This is a genomic window from Methyloligella solikamskensis (assembly GCF_042676065.1).
Taxonomy (GTDB): domain Bacteria; phylum Pseudomonadota; class Alphaproteobacteria; order Rhizobiales; family Methyloligellaceae; genus Methyloligella; species Methyloligella solikamskensis.
This window is the reverse complement of record NZ_JBHTJO010000001.1, coordinates 2,636,471-2,658,957: the sequence shown is the minus strand read 5'-3', so window position 1 is coordinate 2,658,957 and position 22,487 is coordinate 2,636,471. Positions and strand designations below refer to the sequence as shown.

General features: G+C 63.7%; 21 protein-coding genes. 7 read left to right on the top strand and 14 right to left on the bottom strand.

Annotated elements, in window-relative coordinates; translation table 11 throughout:
• Positions 1-9 precede the first annotated feature (9 nt).
• The 5 genes from ACFQ2F_RS12705 to ACFQ2F_RS12685 form a co-directional block, all read right to left on the bottom strand.
• On the bottom strand, positions 10-768 hold the full coding sequence (locus ACFQ2F_RS12705) for an iron ABC transporter ATP-binding protein (RefSeq protein WP_379090420.1): 759 nt from the start codon (positions 766-768) through the stop codon (positions 10-12).
• Positions 765-1,748 carry an iron chelate uptake ABC transporter family permease subunit gene (locus tag ACFQ2F_RS12700; protein WP_379090418.1) on the bottom strand — a complete coding sequence of 328 codons (984 nt, stop codon included), beginning with the start codon at positions 1,746-1,748 and terminating at the stop codon, positions 765-767. Before ACFQ2F_RS12700 ends, ACFQ2F_RS12705 begins: the two co-directional genes overlap by 4 nt.
• Positions 1,741-2,700 (bottom strand): ABC transporter permease, encoded by a 960-nt coding sequence (locus ACFQ2F_RS12695; RefSeq protein WP_379090416.1) that lies wholly within the window; start codon positions 2,698-2,700, stop codon positions 1,741-1,743. Before ACFQ2F_RS12695 ends, ACFQ2F_RS12700 begins: the two co-directional genes overlap by 8 nt.
• Positions 2,701-2,712: 12 nt before the next feature.
• Positions 2,713-3,642 (bottom strand): siderophore ABC transporter substrate-binding protein, encoded by a 930-nt coding sequence (locus tag ACFQ2F_RS12690; protein ID WP_379090414.1) that lies wholly within the window; start codon positions 3,640-3,642, stop codon positions 2,713-2,715.
• 94 nt (positions 3,643-3,736) lie between these two features.
• Positions 3,737-4,726, bottom strand: a complete 990-nt coding sequence (locus ACFQ2F_RS12685) for a helix-turn-helix transcriptional regulator (RefSeq protein WP_379090412.1) — start codon at positions 4,724-4,726, stop codon at positions 3,737-3,739.
• A 386-nt stretch (positions 4,727-5,112) separates the two neighbouring features.
• On the opposite strand from ACFQ2F_RS12685, the gene ACFQ2F_RS12680 reads away from it, so the two are divergent.
• The 3 genes from ACFQ2F_RS12680 to ACFQ2F_RS12670 all read left to right on the top strand — a co-directional run bounded on the left by ACFQ2F_RS12680 (position 5,113) and on the right by ACFQ2F_RS12670 (position 8,908).
• Positions 5,113-7,470, top strand: a complete 2,358-nt coding sequence (locus ACFQ2F_RS12680; RefSeq protein ID WP_379090410.1) for a TonB-dependent siderophore receptor — start codon at positions 5,113-5,115, stop codon at positions 7,468-7,470.
• A gap of 108 nt (positions 7,471-7,578) precedes the next feature.
• Entirely contained in the window at positions 7,579-8,550 is a 972-nt protein-coding gene (locus ACFQ2F_RS12675; protein ID WP_379090408.1) for an alpha/beta hydrolase, read from the top strand.
• Between the two features lie 58 nt (positions 8,551-8,608).
• A complete protein-coding gene (locus tag ACFQ2F_RS12670; RefSeq protein WP_379090406.1) occupies positions 8,609-8,908 on the top strand; it encodes a DUF2218 domain-containing protein in 300 nt (99 codons plus the stop codon).
• Between the two features lie 8 nt (positions 8,909-8,916).
• Here the strand turns inward: ACFQ2F_RS12670 and gluQRS are convergent, their stop codons facing one another.
• From gluQRS to ACFQ2F_RS12655, 3 genes are all read right to left on the bottom strand, one after another.
• Positions 8,917-9,792 carry a tRNA glutamyl-Q(34) synthetase GluQRS gene (gluQRS, locus tag ACFQ2F_RS12665; RefSeq protein WP_379090404.1) on the bottom strand — a complete coding sequence of 292 codons (876 nt, stop codon included), beginning with the start codon at positions 9,790-9,792 and terminating at the stop codon, positions 8,917-8,919.
• Between the two features lie 70 nt (positions 9,793-9,862).
• Positions 9,863-10,870 carry a sodium:calcium antiporter gene (locus ACFQ2F_RS12660; protein ID WP_379090402.1) on the bottom strand — a complete coding sequence of 336 codons (1,008 nt, stop codon included), beginning with the start codon at positions 10,868-10,870 and terminating at the stop codon, positions 9,863-9,865.
• A gap of 48 nt (positions 10,871-10,918) precedes the next feature.
• The gene (locus tag ACFQ2F_RS12655; protein ID WP_379090400.1) at positions 10,919-11,839 is read right to left on the bottom strand and encodes a CHAD domain-containing protein; all 921 of its coding nucleotides are present in this window, start codon (positions 11,837-11,839) and stop codon (positions 10,919-10,921) included.
• Between the two features lie 376 nt (positions 11,840-12,215).
• On the opposite strand from ACFQ2F_RS12655, the gene ACFQ2F_RS12650 reads away from it, so the two are divergent.
• The 3 genes from ACFQ2F_RS12650 (at position 12,216) to ACFQ2F_RS12640 (ending at position 16,972) form a co-directional block, all read left to right on the top strand.
• On the top strand, positions 12,216-13,541 hold the full coding sequence (locus ACFQ2F_RS12650) for a carbohydrate porin (RefSeq protein WP_379090398.1): 1,326 nt from the start codon (positions 12,216-12,218) through the stop codon (positions 13,539-13,541).
• Positions 13,542-14,106: 565 nt separating this feature from the next.
• Complete coding sequence (locus ACFQ2F_RS12645) at positions 14,107-15,210, top strand: SH3 domain-containing protein (RefSeq protein ID WP_379090396.1); 1,104 nt, start codon at positions 14,107-14,109, stop codon at positions 15,208-15,210.
• Positions 15,211-15,298: 88 nt separating this feature from the next.
• Positions 15,299-16,972 carry a tryptophan halogenase family protein gene (locus tag ACFQ2F_RS12640; protein WP_379090394.1) on the top strand — a complete coding sequence of 558 codons (1,674 nt, stop codon included), beginning with the start codon at positions 15,299-15,301 and terminating at the stop codon, positions 16,970-16,972.
• A gap of 21 nt (positions 16,973-16,993) precedes the next feature.
• Here the strand turns inward: ACFQ2F_RS12640 and ACFQ2F_RS12635 are convergent, their stop codons facing one another.
• The 3 genes from ACFQ2F_RS12635 to ACFQ2F_RS12625 form a co-directional block, all read right to left on the bottom strand.
• Positions 16,994-17,695: a glycoside hydrolase family 25 protein gene (locus ACFQ2F_RS12635; protein ID WP_379090392.1), complete on the bottom strand. Its 702-nt coding sequence runs from the start codon at positions 17,693-17,695 to the stop codon at positions 16,994-16,996.
• A complete protein-coding gene (locus ACFQ2F_RS12630; RefSeq protein ID WP_379090390.1) occupies positions 17,692-18,666 on the bottom strand; it encodes a phosphodiester glycosidase family protein in 975 nt (324 codons plus the stop codon). Before ACFQ2F_RS12630 ends, ACFQ2F_RS12635 begins: the two co-directional genes overlap by 4 nt.
• Positions 18,667-18,886: 220 nt before the next feature.
• Entirely contained in the window at positions 18,887-19,153 is a 267-nt protein-coding gene (locus tag ACFQ2F_RS12625) for a hypothetical protein (protein WP_379090388.1), read from the bottom strand.
• Between the two features lie 128 nt (positions 19,154-19,281).
• Between ACFQ2F_RS12625 and ACFQ2F_RS12620 the strand changes: the two genes are divergently transcribed.
• Positions 19,282-19,782 (top strand): flavin reductase family protein, encoded by a 501-nt coding sequence (locus tag ACFQ2F_RS12620; protein ID WP_379090386.1) that lies wholly within the window; start codon positions 19,282-19,284, stop codon positions 19,780-19,782.
• A gap of 3 nt (positions 19,783-19,785) precedes the next feature.
• Here ACFQ2F_RS12620 and ACFQ2F_RS12615 read toward each other — a convergent pair whose 3' ends face one another.
• Genes ACFQ2F_RS12615 through phnE form a run of 3 tightly spaced genes read right to left on the bottom strand, consistent with a single transcriptional unit; the run spans position 19,786 to position 22,483 of the window.
• The gene (locus ACFQ2F_RS12615; protein ID WP_379090384.1) at positions 19,786-20,670 is read right to left on the bottom strand and encodes a LysR family transcriptional regulator; all 885 of its coding nucleotides are present in this window, start codon (positions 20,668-20,670) and stop codon (positions 19,786-19,788) included.
• On the bottom strand, positions 20,664-21,677 hold the full coding sequence (locus ACFQ2F_RS12610; RefSeq protein ID WP_449288920.1) for a phosphonate dehydrogenase: 1,014 nt from the start codon (positions 21,675-21,677) through the stop codon (positions 20,664-20,666). Before ACFQ2F_RS12610 ends, ACFQ2F_RS12615 begins: the two co-directional genes overlap by 7 nt.
• On the bottom strand, positions 21,677-22,483 hold the full coding sequence (gene phnE / locus ACFQ2F_RS12605; RefSeq protein ID WP_379090380.1) for a phosphonate ABC transporter, permease protein PhnE: 807 nt from the start codon (positions 22,481-22,483) through the stop codon (positions 21,677-21,679). The genes ACFQ2F_RS12610 and phnE overlap by 1 nt, the downstream gene beginning before the upstream one ends.
• Between the last annotated feature and the right edge of the window lie 4 nt (positions 22,484-22,487).

Genomic DNA, 22,487 nt, shown 5'->3' with positions numbered 1-22,487 from the left:
GCGGAAGGCCTATCGGAAATAGAGACCGATCTTGTCGCCGCCGATCTCGTGTACGTCGACGGGCAGGTCGTAGATATCCTGCAGCACCGCCGGGTCCATGATCTCGTCCGGCGTGCCTTGATAGGCGATCCGGCCATCCCGCATGGCGACGATGTGGTCGGAGTAGCAGGAGGCGAAATTGATGTCGTGCAGCACCAGCACGAAGGTCTTGCCGAACTTCGCCGCCGCCTCTCTGAACAGCCGCATCATCCCCACCGCATGCTTCATGTCGAGATTGTTCAGCGGCTCGTCGAGCAGCACGTAGTCGGTGTCCTGGCAGAGCACCATGGCGATGAAGGCGCGCTGGCGCTGCCCGCCGGAGAGCTCGTCGAGAAACCGGTCCGCCAGGGGTATAAGCTCCAGATAGCCCAGCGCATCGTCGATATGCTTCTTGTCCTCGATGGTGAGCCGCCCCTTCGTGTAGGGGTAGCGGCCGAAGGCGACGAGGTCTGCCACCGTGAGCCGGGCCACGATTTGGTTGTCCTGACGCAGCACCGACAGATGCCGGGCAAGCACGTCGTCCGGCGTCTCCGTGACATCCAGCCCGTCCACGCTCACCTTGCCGCCATCCATGGGCAGCAGCCGGCTGATCATCGAAACGAGCGTCGACTTGCCGGCCCCGTTCGGGCCGATGACCGAGGTGATGCCGCCTGCAGTCAATCGGACGGAGACGTCGTCGACAACGACGCTGTCGCCATAGCGCTTTGAAACATTGGAGACTTCGATCATCGCGCCGATCCTCTAAGCAAGAGCAGGATGAAGACGATACCGCCCAGGAATTCGATCACGATGGGAAGCGCAGTCTCGAACGCGAAGACCTGCTCCAGCACCGTCTGCCCGCCGGCCAGGAAGATGATCGCGATCAGCGCGGCGGCCGGCAGCAAGTACACATGGCGATGGGTCGGCACAAGCTGATAGGCGAGATTGGAGACCAGCAGACCGAAGAACATGGCCGGTCCGCGGAACGCGGTGGAGCCGACCAGCGCCGTGGAGACCGAGACGAGGATCGCGATCAGGATCAGCATGACCGTCACCGTCCGCTGATAGTTCACTCCGAGATTGACCGCCGTTTCGCGCCCGAGCGCCAGCACATCGAATGTATGCATCAGCCGCCAGCCGACGATGGAGACGGCGATCACCGCGACCGTGGCCACGAGCAAAAGCTGCTCGTTGATGGAATTGAAGCTGGCGAAGATCTGCCCCTGCAGCACGACGAACTCGTTGGGGTCGATGACTCGTTGCAGGAAGGCCGAAAGACTGCGGAACAGGATCCCGAACACCAGCCCCACCAGCATCAGGAGATAGATGCTCCGCACCGGGCCCGAGAACAGCCAGCGGAACAGGGCCACGGCGAAGGTCACCATGATGGCGACCTCGACAAAGAAGAGGAGGCGCGGATCGATGCCCGCCAGCCCCGCAGCCCCCACGAAGTAGACCAGGCAGGTCTGGATCAGTACGTAGAGCGCATCGAAGCCCATCACCGACGGGGTGAGGATGCGGTTCTGGGTGATGGTCTGGAACAGCACCGTGGAAACCGCCACCGAGTAACCGACCAGCACCATGCCGGCGAGCTTGGTGCCGCGGAAGGGCAGGATGAAGTCCCAGCTTCCCTTGGCGCCCACCGTCATGAAGGCGATGCCGCACGCGACTGCGAGTCCGGCCAGCAGAAGCACCACGAGGAGGGGAGAGCGTCGGCGCGGTTCAGGCAAGGCACCGCCCCCGTCGCAAGAGCAGATAGAGGAAGACGGCGCTGCCGACCACGCCGAGAATGGTGCCGACCGGGATCTCGTACGGATAGCGGACGATCCGCCCGATGATGTCGCAGGAGAGCACGAACAGCGCGCCCACCAGACCGATCCACGGAATGGAGCGCCGTGCATTGTCGCCCATGGTGAGGCTCACGATATTCGGCACCACCAGACCGACGAAGGGGATGACGCCAACGGTGGTCGTCACCACGGCGGTGACCATGGAGACGATGGTGAGCCCGAGCGCCATGACGCGGGCGTAGTTCATGCCGAGATTGGTGGTGAAGTTTTCGCCCATGCCGGCCACGGTGAAGCGGTCGGCCGCGTAATAGGCGATGCCCGTGAGCACGAACGAGATCCATAGAAGCTCGTAGCGGCCGCGCAGGACGGTGGAGAAGTCGCCGGTCATCCAGGCGCCCAGTGACTGCAGCAGGTCGAAGCGATAGGCGAGAAACGTCGTCAGCGAGCTGATGATGCCGGCGAGCATGATACCCACCAGCGGTACGATGAAGGGCGAGCGGATTCGGATCTGCTGGATGATGCGCAGGAACAAGGCCGTCCCGGCGATGGCGAAGAGCGTGGCGACGATCATCCGGCCGAAGATCGGCAGGCCGGGCGCAATGATCATCACGGTCAGGATCCCAAGCCCGGCGGACTCCACCGTGCCCGCCGTCGACGGCTCCACGAACCGGTTCCGCGCCAGCATCTGCATGATGTAGCCGGCGACCGCCATGGACATGCCCGCCAGCACCAGCGCGATGGTGCGGGGAATGCGGCTTGCCAACAAGATGAGGAGCGCGTGGCTGTCTTCCTTGCCGGAGACCAGCGCGGCCAACGAAAGATCCTCCACCCCGACGAACAGGCTCAGGATCGCGAGCCCGAACACGGCGAGGATGGCGAGGAGCAGGCGCATCGGGAGGCGAGGCTAACGCGTCTCGGTCAGGGCGGCGGAGACTTCATCCACCTGGTTCTGGAGCGCCGTGAGCCCGCTGCCGATCAGGTACCAGTTCACCGGATCGAGATAGACCACCTGGCCTTTCTTCCAGGCCGTGGTCTGGCGTACCAGCTCGTTGTCCAGAAGCTTGGCGGCGGCCTGGCCGGATTGCTCGATGGCGGCATCCCGGTCGATGACGAACAGCCACTCCGGATCGATCTTGGAGATGAACTCGAACGAGATGGCCTGGCCGTGCACCGCGGGATCAAGGTCGTCGACCGCCGGTAGGATGCCGAACTCGTCGTGGATCATGCCGAAGCGGGAGCCGGGTCCGTAGGCGCTCATATGGCCGCCGGTGGTGAGCACGATCAGGGCGTCGCCGGCTCCTTTCGCGTCTGTCTTCAGTGCCTCTACAGAGGTCTCCAGCGCCGCGATCTTTTCCTTCACCGCGTCCTCCTTGCCGAAGATCTTCCCGAGAGTCTCCGCATGGGCGACTGCGCTTGCGAGATAGTCGTGCTGATCGACTGTGAGATCGATGGTCGGCGCGATGCCGGAAAGATCGCCATAGGCCGCTGTGGAGCGTCCGCCGGTGATGATGAGATCGGGCTCCGCCGCGTTCACCGCCTCGTAGTCGGGCTCGAACAGCGATCCGATCTTCTCATATTTGTCGTCGGCATATTTCGAGAGGTGCCCGGGAAAGAAGCCGCCCGCCACACCGGCCACATCGACCCCGATCGCATCCAGCGTGTCGAGGGAGGCCACGTCGAACACCAGCACCGTCTCGGGTGTGTTCGGCAGGGTCGTCGTGCCCTTCGCGTGCTCCACCGTGATCTTGCCGGCGTGGGCTACGGAAAGCGAGCCGATCAGCAGGGAAACGGCCAGGAGCAGACCGGCTGGAAAATGCCTTGCGATAATGCTCATGGAGGTCTCCTGCGGAAAGTCGGTTGCGAGGTGAGATGCGGCGGGGACGGGCGCGCTACGCCGTCAGGCTTGAAGCAGCGATCCCCGTTGGCCGTCAAGTTTTGGCGCGCAGGCTCCTTGGAGAGACGTTGTACGCGCGCTTGAAGGCGGTCGCGAAATTGGCGGCGCTGCGATAGCCGGCGAGCTGCGCCGCTTCCGCCACGCTGACACCGTCATTCGCCAGGGCATCGCGGGCCTTCTTCAGCCGCCGCCCCCGGATGTGCTCGAAGATCGAGGTGCCGTAGGCCGTGTGGAACAGGCGCTGCAGGGTGCTGATGCTCGCCCCGACTTCCTTGGCGATCTCGTGCAGGCTCATATTCTCCGCATCGCGGGTTTCGAACAAATCGAGGGCGCGCTGCAGCCGCCGCTGATCGCTCGCCCGCAAGGATGCCTTGGGTGCCGCCGACTCTTCCTCGCCGAGTGCCGAAAGGGCGGCGAATAGAATCTCGATCGCTCGGCTCTCCAGATAGAGTTGATGCAGCGCGGGATCGAGCTTGCCGGGCTTCAGAACCTGCTCGGCAAGGGACACGAGCCGCGCCGGGGCCGGCCATTCCGCTCGCGCGCCGTGGTCCTTGATGAAATGGCAAAGCGACGCCCTGGCGGGCAAATCACCGATCGCCGTTTCAATCCATTCCGGTGACACGGTGACGTTCACCTTGCGAACGCGCGTGCCGGTCCGCGACCGCCGCACGAACAGATCCGGCTCGGTGCGATTGAAGAGATAGCAGCGCGGCGCGCCGCCTTCGGGCACGCCGATCACATGATCCTCCCCGCATTGCCGCGCACGCACACTGCCATCCAGAAAGACAGAGACTGTTAGGCCGGCTTGGTGAATCACATGGGTGGTCAGATCCTGCAGCTCGACGGCGTCGCTGGCATGCAGGAAGAGACCCGAGCGTAGCTTCAGCGCCTGGAAGGTGCCCTCCAACGCCGGCACGTCGGGCCCGTCGTCTCGCCCGACCACCTTGAACTCATAGCCGACATGCTTTGAGGCCGCCTCGAGATCTGCGTACCGGATCGCTGATGCTGGGTTGTCTGTCCCCACTGTCTCCCTCGCGCATCGGTTGGCCCAATGGCCTCAAATTATGACTATGAAAGTCATTTTTCGAGCGAAAAAGCCTTTCCTATTGTCGCACAAGGCCTTAATGGCCGCCGCCTCCTGGCGGCAATGATGAAAGCAGTGAGTCGATCAAACCGCTGTGGCTGATCGGCCACAGAGCCTCTCTCAACTGTTCAACTTGGATTTGGCACAAAGATTTCTGCCCGTTTGGGAAAGGTCGGCACATTGAGCGCCTGTCTCCCGATACCCTAGGTTAAAAGTCGACTTTAAACGTCGCAATTAATTTTGGGACCGCAGGGGGATATTCAAAAATGAGTTTTGTAAGGGGGCGCGCTGCGCGTAAGCGCTGCACATCGCTTTTTGCGCTTCTAATGATGTCGACAGCACTCGCCGCTCTGCCGGTGAGCGCGATGGCGCAAGAGACTGGTGCGCAAGATGCTGAGGGGCAACAGCCCGGCGAGAGTGCCGAAACTGCCGGGGAGGCCGAGACCGCGCCGGTTCAGGAAGTTGAGTCCGACGCGACCTCCACCAATCAGATCCTGGACCCCATCGTCGTCGAAGGCGCTGAGCCGCGGCCCGCGCCGGTTCGGCCCTCGCTGCGCCCCACGCTGGCGCCTGCGGCGGTGCCGGCTCCTGTGGAGACGCCCCAGGAGGTCGACGCCGAGATCATCGATTCCGAGGACATCTACGGTATTCCCGGTTATCCGATCACCACGCGTGACACCTATACGGTCGGGGTCGCGACGAACGGGGGACGCGATCCCCAGCCGGTGAAAGATATTCCGCAGTCCCTCAGCATCGTCACCCAAGAGCGCATGGAGGACCAGAACCTCACCACGCTCGACGACGCCATGCGCAACACCACTGGCATGGTGGTGCTGAACAACGACCAGGGCCGGTCCTCCATCTTTTCTCGTGGCTACGAGTTTCAGGACGCCTATGTCGATGGTCTGCCTGCGCCGCTCGCCAGCGTCTACGGCACCGTTCCCGACCTTGCCCCCTATGACCGTATCGAGGTTCTCAAGGGGCCGGCGGGCATGTTCTCTGGCAGCGGCGAGCCGGCCGGCATCCTCAACTTGGTACGTAAGCGCCCCTTCGACGTGCCCGCAATGAGCGCCAGCGCTCTGGTCGGTTCGTGGGACTACTACCGTGGGGAAGTCGATGTCTCCACGCCCATTGGCACCAGCGGGAAGGTCCGGGCGCGGGCGGTCGGCGCCTATACGGATCATGACACGTGGGTCGACAACAACGGGAACGAGGCGTTCGTCGGGTACGGCATCATAGAAGCCGACATCACAAATCGGACCACCCTGTCATTCTCCTACCGGCGTCAGGATCGGGATATCCAGCCGTTCAACGGCTTACCCGCCTATGCCGACGGCACGCTCTTGAATGTCGATCGTTCGACCTTCATCGGCGGAGCCTGGAACACGTTCGATAATGCGACGAACGATTATCACCTCGATGTGCATCATGACTTCGCCGGCGGCGGATATTTCCAAGCCGGCGCGCGCTGGGTCGATACGGATGTCTTCTTCGACTACGCCTATTCGGTCACCCCGGTGGATCCGATCACTGGCGATGTGAACACACGTCAGCTGGCTCGGAACTTCAACGAGGAAACCTTCTCGGCCGACGCCCATGTGAGCCTGCCCTTCCAGGCCATCGGGTTGGAGCAGAACGTGCTGCTCGGGTCCGACTACCGGAAGTATAAGAGCTCCCAGCTCCAGTTCATCAATCAGCCAGCCGGAATCGTGAATGTTTTTGACCCGGACGTCTCAAACGTCGTCCGGGCCCCGATCAACTGGCAGGACCGGACGGATCAGAGCATGGAGCAGACCGGTCTCTACGGCCAGCTTCGCCTCAAGCCGATCGAGCCTCTGATGGTGATCCTCGGCGGCCGCGTGGACTGGTATCAAAGCTCGACCGCCAACGCGGCTCTGCCGTCGGGTCTCGGCAACACCATCGATCTCGATTACGAGGGCGAGACCACGCCTTACGCCGGCGTGATCTTCGATCTCAACGACAACGTCTCCGCCTATGCGAGCTACACGTCGATCTTCCAGCCGCAGACGGAACTCACGGCAGCAGACCAGCCTCTGAAGCCCCGGGTGGGAGATCAGTACGAGATCGGCTTGAAATCGTCGTTCTTCGATGACCGGCTGAACGCTTCGATCGCCCATTTCGACATTCGAGATGAAAACCGGGCGGTTGCAGACCCGTTCAACCCCGGCTCGTCTCTCGCGGTTGGCGAGGTCGAAGTCCAGGGCGTCGAAACCGAGATCTCGGGCTCTCCCATGGACGGGCTGAATCTCTATGCCGGATACACCTATACCCACACCCAATATATTCAGGGCGCGGTCGGCCAGGACGGCGCGACGTTCAGCACCTGGACGCCGAAGCATATCGTCCAGCTCTGGGGTGAGTACAGGTTCCAGAAGGGTACGCTCCAGGACTTCCACGTCGGCGCCGGTGGCCGGTACCTGTCCTCGTTCTTCACCGAGGGCACCATGCCCGGACCGACGGGCGGACCATACCGGTTGGAGCAGGATGGCTATGTCGTTGTCGACACGTCGGTCGGCTACACCTTCAAGAACGACCTCGACCTGACCTTCTCGGTCAACAACCTGTTCGACGAGAAGTACTACGCCCGCCTGGGGTCGCCGATGCTTTTCAATTTCTACGGCGCTCCGAGAAGCTATTGGCTGCGCGCATCCATGGACTTCTAGTCGTTGCCGGGTAGAGACAGAAAGCGGGCGGCGGGGGCTGTGGCCTCCGCCGTCCGCCTTTGAGGAGCGCAGGATTTGAGGGACACTGGAGAAGGGAAGAGGTCGCCCATGCGGTACCTGACAGTCGCGCTGATCCTGTGCGTCGCCGCTCTTCCCCTGCGGAGCCTTGCCGCGGCGGAGACCTATCCGCCGGTCACCCTGGAGGGCACCCAGCAGCGGGACATGACGGCGAGCGGTTCCGGCGAAACTTTCCGGATCTTCATCCGCAAGCCGCAGGTTCAGGCGCCGGAGGGCGGCTATCCGGTGGTCTACGCCATCGGCGCGAACGCCAACTTCCTCACCTTCGTCAATCTCATGCGGACCGGGGCGGAAAACCCGCTCCATCCGAACCTCGAAGCCGCGATAATCGTCGGCATCGGCTTTCCCACCGGGAAGGCCTACGACGTGAAGCGCTGGATCCACGACTTCACCTTGCCGGCCGAATCCTACGACCTGCCGGAGCGGCCCAACGGCAAGCCCTGGCCGCCTATGGGCGGAGCTGACGAGACCCTAGACTTCATAGAGAACGATCTTAAGCCGGCCATCGAGCGGGATTTCGAAGTCGATGCATCGAAGGAGATTCTGTTCGGTCATTCCTTCGGCGGCCTCTTCACACTCCACACGCTCTTCACGCGGCCGGGCCTCTTCGACACCTATCTCGCGGCCAGCCCGTCGGTCTGGTTCAACGAAGGCCAGATCATGGGCGAGCTGGAGAGCTTCGTCTCCGATCCGCCGGAAGATGCAGGAGATAAGCGTCTTGTGGTCGGTGTCGGCGGCCTGGAGAAGTCCGGTTTCGGCAAGATGAAGAAGGAAAAAGGGGCGAGCGCGCAAAGCGAGAGTGCCGAGAGCGAAGAGGCGGCCGGGGACGGCATGATCGCCAATGCCGAAACCGTGGTGGGCGTGCTGCAGAAGCGCCTGCCCGCCCTTAAGACCGAGCTTCGGATCTTCCCGGAGGAGAACCACGGCACGGTTCTGCCCGTCTTCATCATGAAGGTGCTGCCCGACGCCTTACCCGTCGAGAAGCCCCGATCCCGTCCCTGACCCAGAGACCAGTTCATTGATCTAAAGTCAGCCAACTCCAGACCGAGACCAGCCAGCCATGATCAAATCCCAAGCCGTCGTGCAGACTCCGGCGGCCAGCAAATATCTCCAGCAGCTCTGCAAGCATTTCGCCCACAAGGCGCCGGCGACCTTCGACATGACCACCGCGCGGGTGGAGTTTCCGTTCGGGCTCTGCGAGATGGAAGCCAACGAGCGGGAGCTCGCCATCAGCTGCGACTCGCCTGACCAGCCGTCCATGACCAAGATGCAGAATGTGGTCGGCGGACACCTGGAGCGCTTCGCTTGGCGGGAGAAGCTTCAGGTCCAGTGGAACGGCGGCGGCCAATCGGCCGAGTAGCCGGTTCTCTACAGCCCCGCTGAGGCGCGGATATCGGCAGGCGTGGCGCCGCCCGCCCGCAGCACCGAAAGAGACAGATCGCGGTGGCGCTTCGCCAGACGCCGACCATTCTCGTCCCGGATCAGGCGATGGTGGCGGTAGATCGGCGTCGGTGTGCCCGTGAGCGCCTGAAGCAGGCGGTGGATCGGCGTTGACGGGAAGAGATCCTGTCCCCGTGTGACATGGGTAATGCCCTGAAACCCATCGTCCAGCACCACCGCCAGGTGATAGGCGATGGCGCCGTCCTTGCGTCTCAGCACCACATCGCCGACCTGTTCGATCAGCGCATCCGGATCCAGAGGGATCGTACCGCGCTCGCCGTTCGGACCCACGCCGATCTCTTCGAATGTCAGAGAGCGGACTGCCTCATTCCCGCCGAGGAAGTCGATGGCCTTTCCCATATCGAGCCGCAGCGCATGAGGCTGGTCTGAAGGAAGACCCGATTGTCCGCGGCAGGTGCCGGGGTAGGGTGGCCCGTCGGGTGCGCCTTCCTGGGGTGCGCCGGCTGCCGCTTGAATTTCGGCGCGCGTGCAGACGCAAGGGTAGACCAGCCCCTTCGCGATGAGGTCGTCGATCACGGCGCCATGTTCCGCCGCCCGGGTCGACTGATAGAGCACCGGTTCGGGCCAGAAGAAGCCGAGGAAACGCAGATCGTCTTCGATCCCTTGGGCGAACTCAGGCTTGCAGCGCCCGGTGTCGAGGTCGTCCATGCGCAACAGGAACGTGCCGCCTGCCGCTTGAGCCGCCTCCCAGGCGGTCAGGGCCGAAAACGCATGGCCCAGATGCAGCTCTCCCGTGGGAGAGGGGGCGAAACGTTCGACGACGGACGGTGCGGCGGAAGCCATGCACAAGCCGTACGGAAAAGCCGGTGCGCGATCAATTCCCTAAGTTCGCGAGGCGCTCGCGGCTAAGGCGTCAGCCCAGATAGATCTGCAAGGCGATCACCGCGGCATAGACCGCGAGGATCGAGACGCCTTCGAAGCCGATGCCTTTTCGGTCACGCAAGATCAGCCCCATCAGAAGGATCGCCGTCATCACGATGCCTGCCACCAGCAGCAGCGCATCGCGGGAGCCCATGGCGGCGTAGATGGAGCCGTCACGATAGGCCACATCCGAGATGGTCAGGAAGAGGACGTCGAAGGTGTTGCCGCCGACAATGCCGCCCACCGCCAACTGCAGCGCACCGCGGCGGACCGCGGTAATCGTGGTCACCAGCTCCGGCAGGGAGGTGGCGGTCGCCGTCAGCAGAGCCCCGACCACGGTCTGCGAGATGCCGAAATCTTCCGAGATGGCCGCGCCCGTCTTGGCGACCACGTAACCGGCCCCGGCGAGGACCGCGGCAAGCCCGGCGAACTTCAACGCAAGCGGAATCAGCGCCTCCTGCATGGCGTCTTCTTCCGGCTCGTCCGGCTGTGTCTCCGAGGTCTGCTTCGGCTTCCAGCTCGGCCGCGCCTGCAGGGCGACATTGGTGCGGACGCCGAAGATATAGGCGCCGATCAATAAGAAGGAAGCGGGGTGCAGGGCCCAGGCGGTCAGCTGGGGCGTCACGTAGCCTGCAAGCGCAATACCCAGCAGCAGAACCAGCAGCGCCGCCTGAAGCATGTTCTTTTCGTCCGCCGCCGCGTGCTCCAGATTGGCGCGCCGATAGGTGAGGTCGGCGACCACGAGGAAGACGGTCTGGACGCAGATGCCGCCAACCGCGTTCGACACGGCAAGGGGAGCCAGACCGTCGATGGCCGCGGAAACCGATGTCACGACTCCGGAAAGAGAAGTCGCGGCGCCCAGCAGAATCCCGCCGACGACAGCCTCACCCAGCTTCGTCCGGTCGGCCAGCGTGTCGGCGACCCGGGTCATGTAGACACCGGCAACGGCGATCACGAGAGCGGCTAGCGCGAACGCCCCGACTTCAATCACTGGCCACATCCTTTGGGTCGGGATTGGAGAAGAAAGAGAATAGCAGGCTTCTTAGGTCTAAGCCGCCTGGAGCAGGTGACGGGACTCGTCTCCGGCCTGCCACGCCTCCCAATAGGCGCCCCAACGTTTCGTGAGCGCTGAAGGTTTCTCCGCGAAGAGCCGCTGGCCTAAGTGAAAGGTCTGCGACTCCAGAAGAGCCTGCCGCCCCTGGGCGAGGCCGAGATAGGTTTTCATGGCATCCCGGTTGCCGTCGAACAGATCCGGCGCGATATCCTGGAGCACGGCGAGGTCGTGATGGGCGCCGAGAAGATCGGAGAGTCGCTTGGCGGCCGCGCCATACGGCACCATCATCTCCGGCCAGATGTCGCCGAGCAGCCGCGTGTGATACCAGTGATACTTAACGCGCTTGCGCCATTGATGCAGCGCCTCGGGTGTCGGGTCATCCATCGTCTCGGCCATGGCCTTGCGGCCCCGCTTGTAGGTCTTCTCGATGCCGCCTGCGATGGCCTCGAAACCGCGCCCGTCGATTTTCCAGTCGTTTGCGCGGGCCTTTGCATCGCACATGGTCTCGCGGAAACGGGCGAGCTTCTCTTCCAGCGGCAACTCATCGATGGCCTGCTCTTTCCGCTCCAAGAGCTTGCCGCGGATCGCGGCGTAGGCGAACCCATCGACCTCGCTGCCATAGAACTCCATCAGATCGTCATGGGTCTCCAGCGTCGCCTCGGTGTCGCGGACATAGGAAAGCTCGCGGGACGCATCGCGGAAGACGATATTCTCACGCTTGTAATCGTCGAAGCAGGGGCGAACCATGCGGATCAGCCCGCGCAGCTTCTTGCAGCGCTTGCGGACCTGATGGACCGTATCGTTGAAGTTCAGATCGCCGTCGTCGATCTCGGCAATGGCCTTCTCGATCTGGCTCTTCGCCACGCGCCGTGTGTTCTTCTCAACCGATTTTCCGAGCTTGAACGTGTAGGCCAAATGCCGCCTCCTTCTGCGCTCCGCGACCGGAGCATCATCGAAAAAACCATGCAATCCCTAGGAGGTTCCTGCCGCGATGCCCTCCTGCGCCGACAGCATTACCTTTGCCGGCTTCGGATCGGCCCTTAGTCTCATTTCACGACAGCTGTGCAACGGTCGTCGGGAGAACGAGATGGTACGGAATTTATCGCACATGCAAATCATTTGCATCTAGGGAGAGTTTGGGCTATTCCGGTCAGCAAGCAGGAGGGATGCTTTGCTGATGATTGGGGTTTTTCGGTTGGGCGGCCTTCGAGGCGCGTCTGCCGACAGGGGCGAAAGAGCGGGGGCGGGGATCCGTAAAACACGGAAAACACTCGGTCGGCCGGGTTGGCGCATGGCTATGGCCGCCGCGGTCTGCGCCGTCCTGGCCGGCACCGGAGAGGCACGGGGATCCGCCTGTCTGGACGAGGTGACGGCCAGCCCATACGCGCCGCGTCTGCAGGAGTGGCGAACCGCGTGGGCGGAGCGCGGCATTGCCGTGAGCGCGAGCTACGCGGGCGAGGTCTTCGCCAATCTCGCCGGCGGTCTCGAAGAAGCCGTCACCTATGACGGATTACTCGATCTTGCCGTCGATGCCGATCTCGAACGTCTTGCGGGCTGGAAGGGCCTCTGCTTTCACGCCAACGCCTTCCAAATCCATGGGCAAAGCATCACCGCCGAAGGAACCGGCGGGCTTGCGGCTGCCAGTAGCATCGAGGCCGATCCGGCAACGCGCCTGTCGGAAATCTGGCTGGAGCAGAGTCTGTTCAGCGGCCGCGCCTCCGTCCGCTTCGGCCAGTTGGCGGCGGACACTGAGTTCATGACCACGAGCGCGTCGGATTACCTCCTGAACGCAACTTGGGGGTGGCCAACCATCACGGCATTCGACACGCCCGAGGGCGGCCCGGCCTATCCCATGGCGGCTCCTGGCGTGCGTCTGGCCGTCCGGCCGAGCGAGCATTTCGACTTCAAGATCGCCGCTTTCAACGGCAGGGTCGCCGAGGATTGCATCGGCCAGGATCCCCAACTCTGCAATCTGCATGGGGTGGAATTCCCTCTCGGCGATCCGCCGCTTGTCATGGGCGAGATGACGATGCGCTACGAGCTTGGCGACGGCTTGCCCGGTGCCTTCAAACTCGGAAGCTGGCATCATTCTGGCGATGTCTCAGACGTGCGCTTCGATGCCGGAGGAAATCTGATTACGATCACGGGCCGTTCCGGCGCGCCGCTCGACGGCGATTACGGCCTATACGCCCTCCTGCAGCAGACCGTGTGGAAGCCGAAGGGCGCGGAAGGCGATCAGGGCATTACGCTGTTCAGCCGAGTTATGGGAGCGCCTGAGGACCATAACTTCATCGATTTTTATGGTGAGGCGGGTGTGATCTTCGCAGGACTAATACCGGCGCGGCCGGACGATGCTGTCGCTTTCGGCTTCGAGTATACGGAGATATCCGAACGCGCCGTGGCTTCCGAAGTCGTTAGCGGCGCGGAGGCCGGGCGTTCGTATGAATCTCTGGCCGAACTCACCTACACATTGTCGCTCCGCGACGCTTGGACCTTGCAAACGAGCCTGCAATATCTCTGGCGCCCCCGCGGGGGCTATACCTATAGCCATCCCCGGAACCCACAACGCCTTGAGGACTCCCTCGTGATCGGCACCCGTTCCGTCTGGTCTTTTTGAGAGAAGGCGGCGCTTTTGGGGCCTATTGCCCTTTGTGGCTGGAACAAGGTCATTTCGTGTCACCGCGCAATCGCCCTTGCCGTTTTCGCCCCGCTGCGCTTCCATTGAAATTGAGGAAAATAAGAACCTCAAAAAGAGCAACCGGGGGCGTGCTCACGCACGAGAAACTCCCGGTGCAGTTTCCGCAGGGGTAGAGAGTTGGGGGACTTCGGAGGGACGCGATGCGTCTTGCCCTCAAGCTCGAGTCCGATCGGCATGCCTGTAGCCGGCACGCCGTCTCACGATGCCGCCTGCGCCCAGCGATCGCCATAGAGACCGTTCACCCGCGAGACCGCGCCAGGCGCTTCAAGGTATGGCCCGCCGCTTGCGGATCGCCGTATCCGGCGTGGCGGCATCGAACCTCGAGCCATAACGGCCAGCGCGCCGCAGAGTGTATGAGGGAGTCACCTCAATGAGTAACATGCGTCACGACAGGCCGAATTATGGAGCGCCGCCCCGGGGCGGGCCCGGCGACGATTGGGCGAACCCAGGCCAGCAAGACCAACAAGGACAGCAGAGGCCGGATATGGACGCACCTCGCGGATCGGGAGAAGATCTGACCCCCGATGCCATTGCCCGCCATATCGCGCCCGAACCGCCCCGCCATTTGTCTGAGCGGCCCCGCGCCGCGGGCCCTGTCCCGGGTCAGCCGAACCGCGCGGCCAAGCCGAAGCAATCCGGCCTTCTCAGCCTATGGGACCGCAATCCCATCCTGGTCGCCGGTGTCGGCGCCGGTGGCATGGTGCTGTTCAGCCTTCTCGTCGTCGGCGTGGCGAGCCTGTTCAGCTCCGAAGGCCCGATACTTCCCGGCAAGACCATAGAAGGACGGTTTGCAGAAGAGGCCCAAGCGGATCTGGAGAGCATGTCGGCCCCGCCCGCGGAAGCCGCGACGCCGCCGGCGCAACAGACCGCTGCCGTGACTCCCGAACTCAGCACCTCCTCCATGATCGAGATGGAGCCGGCCACGGCCATCCCGCTTCCCATCTCCATCGATCCGGAAAACGCCGTGCCGGCGCGCAGCGCCGTCGCGATCGTCGGCCTGCCTGAAGGCGCTCAACTTTCCGCCGGACGTCCCTACGGCAATGGCGAATGGACTGTCCGGACCGACGAGATCCGTGATCTCGCCATCACCGTGCCGCCGGGCACCTCCGGCAGCCACGATCTGCGGATCGCTCTTGTGGATGCTCAAGGCGGCGTCATCGCCGATGCGAATACCACCCTGGTGATCCAAGGCGGCGCGGCCGCTCAGACCGTGAGCGCGGACGCCGAGCAGAGCACGCAGCCGGACCCCACTTTCACCCAGCAGATGGAGCCGGCCTCAGACCCCGCTGAGACCGCATCGGTGGAACAGGACGCAGCCGCCCCAAGCGAGCAGCCCCAGCCCGCCGCATCCCTCGGCCCGCCTTCCGAGGACGGCGTGGCAGACGCCGCCGACGGCAAGTGGATGGAAGTGACCACCGCGGTGAACATGCGCGCCGAGCCGGACTCCGACGCTCAGACCGTCTCCGTCATGCCCCAAGGCAAGCGGCTCAAGGTCACCGAGGACAAGTTTGGCTGGCTGAGGGTCTCCGATCCGGACGGTGGACAAGGGGGCTGGATCTACAAGCGCTTCCTCAAAGACGCCGAGTAGGCCATAGCCTTGCGCGCGCGACGCCATTTGCCCTTGGCACGCCTTGAGCCTGTGTCTAGCCTCAGGGCCCGAATGAACTGGGGGCGAAATGGGCGAACCACTCCGTAGCATTACCATCGTCGGCGGCGGCACCGCAGGCTGGCTGACGGCAACCTTTCTCAACCGCTACTGCACGGCGAAGGAGGGAAGGCGCGGCCCGAAGATCACCCTGATCGAGTCACCCAACATCCCCATCGTCGGCGTGGGCGAGGCGAGCCTGCCGGGCATGGTCGTGCTGCTCAATCAGCTCGGCGTTTCCGAATCCGAATTTCTCAAGCTCACCGACGCCACCTTCAAGGTTGCCGCCCATTTCATCAACTGGAACCACGACGACAAGGGCCGGCCCACCGAGTTCCTCAATGTCCTGAATGCGCCGGGCCAGATCGACGGCCGGAAGCTGGCGGATTATTTCGTGACCTACGATCCGGCCCATGCCGGCCCCGAGGCGGGCCTGGACTACGTGCGCCTCTTCTCGCCCGCCGTGGAGATCGTTCGCCGCAACCTGGCGCCGCGCCGCCCGGGCGAGCCCGATTTCAGCGGCGAGCTCGGCTACACCTATCACTTCGACGCGACGAAGCTGGCGGGCTTCCTCAAAGACGTCGCCACCGACCGGGGCGTGAACCACATCCTGGACGATGTCGACGAGGTCAATCTCGACGAGCGGGGGTTCGTCAAATCCTTGAGCTTGCGCGAGCATGGCGAGCACCCTGTCGACCTCGTGGTCGACTGCACGGGCTTTCGCGGCTCGATCCTCCAGCAGGCGCTCGGCGAGCCCTATGAATCCTATTCAGATCACCTGCTGAACGACCGCGCCGCCGTGGTCCAGATTCCCCATGAGGACGAGCGGATCATGGCGCCCACGACGCGGGCCACCGGCTTCAAGGCGGGCTGGAACTTCAACATCCCACTCACCACCCGCGTGGGCACCGGCTACATCTATTCCAGCAAGTTCCTCTCCGATGACGAGGCCGTCGACGAGCTGCTGGAATTCTACGGCGACCAGGCCAAGGGCTACGAGCCCCGCATCATCCCCATGCGCACCGGCCGGGTCCGCAACGCGTGGGTGAAGAACTGCGTCGCGTTGGGCCTCTCCTGCGGCTTCATCGAGCCCCTGGAGGCGACGGCCATCTTCATGACAGATCTGGGCGCGCGCTGGCTTCACCACTACCTGCCCACCCAGGACTTCGAGCCCGAGCTCGCCGCGGCCTATAACCGCCAGGTTTCCCAGGTCTATGAGGAGGTGCGGGACTTCGTGCAGGCTCATTATCACCTGAACAACCGGCAGGATTCCGAATACTGGCGCGTGGCTCGGGAGGAGATGAAGCTGTCGGACAGGCTGCAGGAAAATCTCAAAGTCTGGGAGCACACGACCCCCGAGATGATGGATCTCGGGACGTCCTACCTATTCAGCGCGCCGGTCTACACGCTGCTGCTGATCGCCAAGGGGTTCTACAAGAACCGGGATCTCGCCAAGGCGCAGTCGCTGAGCCGTATGGCCTATGAGCGCTATCGGTCGGAAGCACGCAAGGCCCGGCCGAACCAGCTCGAGGGCCTGGTCAGCCAGGCGGAATTCCTGAAGACCGGGGGCAAGGCGCCGGGCGGCCCGCTGGCCCAGCCCTCCATGCCGGACTTCTCGTCCTTCGCGCCCGGCAGCACCAAGATCAAGCTCGGCGGCGCCCCAAAAAACGTGAAAGGCCGTCGCCGTAAGCTGAAGCGGCGGTAGGGGGTTTGGCCGAGCCTCGGGCTACCGAAGCAGATCGGAAAGCGTCTCCTTATCTCCGCTCAGCACGTTCAGGTCCACACCGCCCTCGATGCCGTCGACGAAGCCGGTGAATGTGTACTGCCATAGGAGCCAATCGTCGCTGTGAGGCGGGCGGAAGACCGAGCGGCGCCAGAGCGGACGGTCCGGCAGCGCTTCGCGATAGTCGGCGAGGAAGTCCTCCGGCGCATAGATGATCGCCTCCCGGCCAAGCGCTTTCTCCACCATTCCGAAGAAGTCGTCGACCTCGCGCTTTAGCGCTTCCGGGGTAGGGCGCTCCTTGCAGTTGCCGACATATTCCAGATCGACCGCCGGCGGCAGCATCGAGCCGTCCCTCGGCAGGGTGGCGAGAAAGTTCTCCGCCTGGTCCTTCCCCGGCCGGCACAGCGTGAAGAAGTGATACGCGCCCGTCGCGAGCCTCGCCTCTCTCGCCGCCTTCCAGTTCTCAAGGAACTTGCGATCTTGCCAGTCGCCGCCTTCGGTCGACTTCATATAGGCGAAGGCGACATTATCGGCCGCCACCTTGCCCCAATCGATATCGCCCTGGTGATGAGAGACATCGACACCCCGGACGGGATAGCGGTTGGCGTCAGGTCTATAGGTCAAAAGGTAGATCCCCGCGACGACGGCGATTGCCACGATCAGCACGACGGCGCCGATCAAAATCCGCGCGACAGACAATATCACCGCTCCATGACCGCGAAGACGATGGGCAGGGTCCAGCGCTTTTGGCCGATCATGGGGGTGAGGAGCTTGATCTCCTCGTCGTCCACCGCGATCTCCCAATCGCCGCAGAAATCCCGCTCAAAGCCGTTTAGCTGCATGGCCTGACAGGCCACCGGCCCGCCATCGAGATTGAGCGCGATCGCAAGGTCGAGCGGCGAGTCGGCCAGGAACGTCGCCAGCCTGTTCAGTGAGAAGAAGGCATCCGTCGTGGTGCCGATGATGATCCGGCCGGAGCTGTCCTCGCCCACGAAATTACGGTTGGCGAGCCAGCGATTGTCGCCCTTGGAGCGGCTCTCCCCGTTCCGGTCGACCAGGAGCGGATAGGAAACCATGGCGTCGTCGGCGCCCTCCAGCACCTCCCGCCAGTCGCGGTCCTTCAGATCGACGATGCCCGCTTCCGTGCCCTTGGCGACGAAGGCGCCATGGTCTGCGTCATACTCCTCCGGACCGTAGCGTTTTCCGTCCGCGACGAGCGGCGTGTCCGGCCAGCCGTCCATGGCGAAATAGCTGCCGTTCACGGCCATCACGGCGCCGAGCTCGTCCATCCAGTCGCCGACCTCGTGATCGCCCGGCGGCGAAATGCGCACGATGAGCTTGAAGCGCTCCGGATCGATCCGCGCCAGCAGGAAACTGTCGACTTCCTCGCCGTCCACTAGCACGGGCAGGGTGCCGGCTTCGAAGCCCGGCGCGATCTCTTTCCATTCGAGCTCGCCAGCCGTCCCGCTAGGCGGGTTGTCCTGAAGCGCCAGTCGCATGGCCGGCGAGATGCGCTCGTCGTCCTTGCTGACGGTGACCCACTGGCTGCCGCCGCGCTGCAGCACGACGTTGATGCCGTACCAGCCCCAATACATATAGATGCCGATGAAGACGGCGAGGAAGGCCACCACAAGGCAGCCGAGAACGGACAAGGTGATTTTTGCAGGACGGCTCATGAATATCCGGGGAGTTTTGTGACTCGAAGGTGAGGACCCAATCTTCCCGTGTGAAGCCGTCGAATTCAATTAAAAATTGCGCCAAGTTCCGGACGAAGCGGCCGGAAAATGCGCCGGTTAGCGTCCGGCTGCTGATGTCAGCGGTGGCGATGCGCGAGCGTGAGAGAACGGTGGGGCGCACCCCCCTTGGCTGCACCCCACCACAACTTTAGAGGCCGAACTACTCAGGCATTGCCTGCTTCGGATCGCCGGCATGGGGCGAAGCCTCTTCTCCGCCCATGGAGCTGTCCATCTTCTGCTTCAGCTTCATGCACTTCTTGTTCTGCATCATCTCGTCCTTAGGCATGGCCTGGCACTTTTCCATCATCTTCATGTGCCGCTTGGACATGCCGTCCTTCATGTGATGGTCAGCCAGAGCGGCAGAGCCGGATGCGGTGATGAAGGCGATGCCAAGGGCGAGAGAAAGTGCTTTGGTGATGGAAGTCATACGTATTCCTCCGAGTTTTGGTTTTCGCTATGGGAGGGCCTACGGGGCGCAGATCGCGCCGGATCACCGTGCCTTTGGATCGTCGCAATTCGGAAGAGCAAGCCAGAGACCACGCCAGGGAGGAAACCATGAGCGACTCGATCCCCGATCTCTTCAAGCGCCTGACCCAAGGGCTCTATCTCATCGGCGTGGCGGATGGGGAGGAGCGCAATGCCTTCACCGCCGCCTGGGTGATGCAGGTCTCCTTCGATCCCATGCTTTTGGCGCTGAGCATCAATCCGGAGCACTCCTCTTTCGCGTTACTGGAGAAGGGCGGGGCCTTCAGCGTCAATGTGCTGAAATCCGACCAGCTCGATCTGGCGGAAGCCTACGGCAAGCCCGGCGCCCCGGAAGATTTCGGCGCGCCGGACTGGAGCGCGGGGGAGTTCGGGCTTCCTTTGCGCAACGACGCGCTCGCCTGGTTCGAATGCAAGGCGAAATACATCGCGCCTGCGGGCGACCACAACCTGGTCACCGGCGAGGTGGTTGGCGGCAAGATTCTGGATGCGGACGCAACTCCGCTCACCTATGCCGATACCGGCGATATGGATGGGGCGGCCGCGCTGTTTCCGAAAAGCTTCGGCGGTTGAGGGTCAGGCTCGCGCTTCGGCAGGGATCGCTGCGAGGGTCGCAGCAAGCCGCGCCGCCGGCGAGGAGTGCGGCAGATGCGACGGCAACACGAGCTTCAGCTCCTTGACCAGCTCCACCCCGTCCAGCGGAAGCGCAACCAGACTGGCCCGGGCGACGTCCTCGGTCACAGCGCTCGCCAAGACGAGCGAGATGCCGAGCCCGGCCTTCACGGCCTGCTTGACCGCTTCGGTGCTGCCGAGATTGTCGCCCATGACGATGTCGTCGGCGAGCCGGCCCAACCGGCTGCGGATGAGGGTGCCCGTGCCGGACCCGCGCTCGCCGCCCAACAGCGGAACGCCTTTCAGCCGGCCGATCTCCAGAGCTTCCAACGTGGCCCAGGGATGGTCAGGGGGCACGATCACCACAAGCCTCTCTTGCCGCCAGGGCGTTGCGGTGAAGCCCGGCCGGTCGTCCCACCACTCCATGGCGGCGAGATCCAGAGCGCCCGCGGTCAGCTGCTCGGCAATGTCCGGATTGGTCGCGATGGTCAGCGACACATCGCCAAGCCCTGCTGTGGTCTGGCGAATGCTCTGCAGCGCCTGCGGCAGGAGATAGACCCCGATATTGCCGCTGGCACCAAGCGCGAGCCGCGTCCCCTGCACATGGGCTTTGGCCGACTCGGCGGTGGCGATGAGCCGGCGCGCGTAGTGGACGAAGATCTCGCCGTGGCGGGTGGCCACGCATCCCTTTCGCCGCCGCTCGATCAGGGGAAACCCGAGCGAGACCTCGAGCTGCTTCACATATTGGCTCACGGCCGGTTGCCCGACATCGAGCCGTCTTGCGGCCGCGTGAAAGCTGCCGGTCTGAAGCACGGCAAGGAAGGCGTTGACGTGGACGAGGTTCAGCATGTCTCGGCCTCTCCAACCCTCTGCGCCGGGGAATTCACCGCACCGCGCGGGCTGCGGCCTTCCAGAAAATCGATGATGCTCCGGGCAGCCTCCATCTCGATGGCGTGGCGCACCGAAGAGACGGCCGAGCCCAGATGGGGCGTGAACAAAGTGCGGTCGGCCATCGCCAGCAGGCGAGGCTCGATCTGCCGGGGCCGGTCCTCCCGCGCCCAATCTTCCATCTCGAAGACATCGGCGGCGTAGCCGGCCAGCCGGCCGTTCTCCAGCGCGTCCGCAACGGCGCTCTCGTCGACCAGGCTCCCGCGCGCCGGGTTGATGAGGAAGGCGCCCGGCTTGAGCTGAGCGATGGCGGTTTCATTCATGATGTGAAGGGTTTGGGGCGTCAGGGGCAGGGCGCAGATGACGAAGTTGCTCTCCCGCAGCAGCGGCTCCAGCGCGCTGAACCGGGCACCGAGCTTCCGCTCGTCTTCAGGCGAAAGCGGTGCCTTGTCCCAATAGCTCGCGTCCACCTCGAAGCCCGCCAGGCGCTGCAGAATCGCCTTTCCGATGGCGCCGATCCCGAGCACGCCGACTCGCGATCCGGCGAGCCCGGTCCCGTAGAGGGTCGGCCGCCAACCTTCGAAACCGGACCGTACCTGAGAGTCGCCGGTCATTACATGGCGGGCCAGCCCGATCGTCAGACCGATGGTCAGCTCCGCCGTCGGGACCGTCAGCAGGTCCGGTACGATGGTCACCCAGACGCCGCGAAGGGTGCAGGCCTCGATATCGAAATTGTCGAAGCCCTTCAGCGCGCAGGCCAGGAGCTTGAGTTCGGGCATGGCCCTAAGCTCGGCCGCCCCAATGGAGTCCGGCATGAAGGTCATGAGAGCGTGCGCATCGCTGGCCAGCCGCTCCAGCTCGGCCTGAGGCCAGGGCTCCGGCTCGGCATTCACGACGACCTCGCCATACGCCTCGAGCCTCTCGCGCACATCGGCGTGGATGCGGTTCGTCACGACGATCTTCGCCATCACGCCAGCCTCTGCCGCAGCAGAGCGCCGAGCCCGTCGACCAGGCTGACCATGACCAGCACGACGATCAGCAGTGCGGCGACCTCCTGGTAGTTCATGATCCGCAAGGAGGCCATGAGCTCGAAGCCGATACCGCCGGCACCGACCATGCCGAGCACGGTGGAGGCGCGGAAATTGTATTCCCACCGGTAGATCGAGACGTCGGACATCTGGGGCATCACCTGGGGAAGGATGGCGTGCATCACCACCTGGAAGGGCGATGCGCCGGCCGCCCGCGCCGCCTCGACTGGCGCAGGGTCCACATGCTCGATGCTCTCGGCGAAGAACTTGCCCACCATGCCGATGGAATGAACGCCAAGCGCCAGCACGCCGGGCAGGGCGCCGAAGCCCACCGCGGCCACGAAGACGATGCCCATGATGAGCTCAGGAATGGACCTCAGGCCGTTAAGCAGCGTGCGGACCAGCCGGTAGACGATCGGGTGGGGCGAGGTGTTCCGCGCCGCCAGAAACCCGAGCGGCAGCGAGAACAGAACGGCCAGCGCCGTGCCGGCGATGCTCATGGCGAACGTGTCCGCAAGCGGCTTCCACCAATCCCTCCAGGCTGAGAAATCCGGCGGTAGCATCTCGGTGAATAACGTCCAGAGCGCCGGCAGGCCTTCCGAAAGACGCTCCGCGTCCAGAAGGCCCGTGTAGTAGGCGCTGGCGATCACCACGATCGCGAAGATGGCGCCGCGGCCCGCGGCACCAATCCAGTCCCGGCGCTGGCGCGCCAGAATGTCGTCTTCGTCGAAGCTGGAAAGAGACATGGCA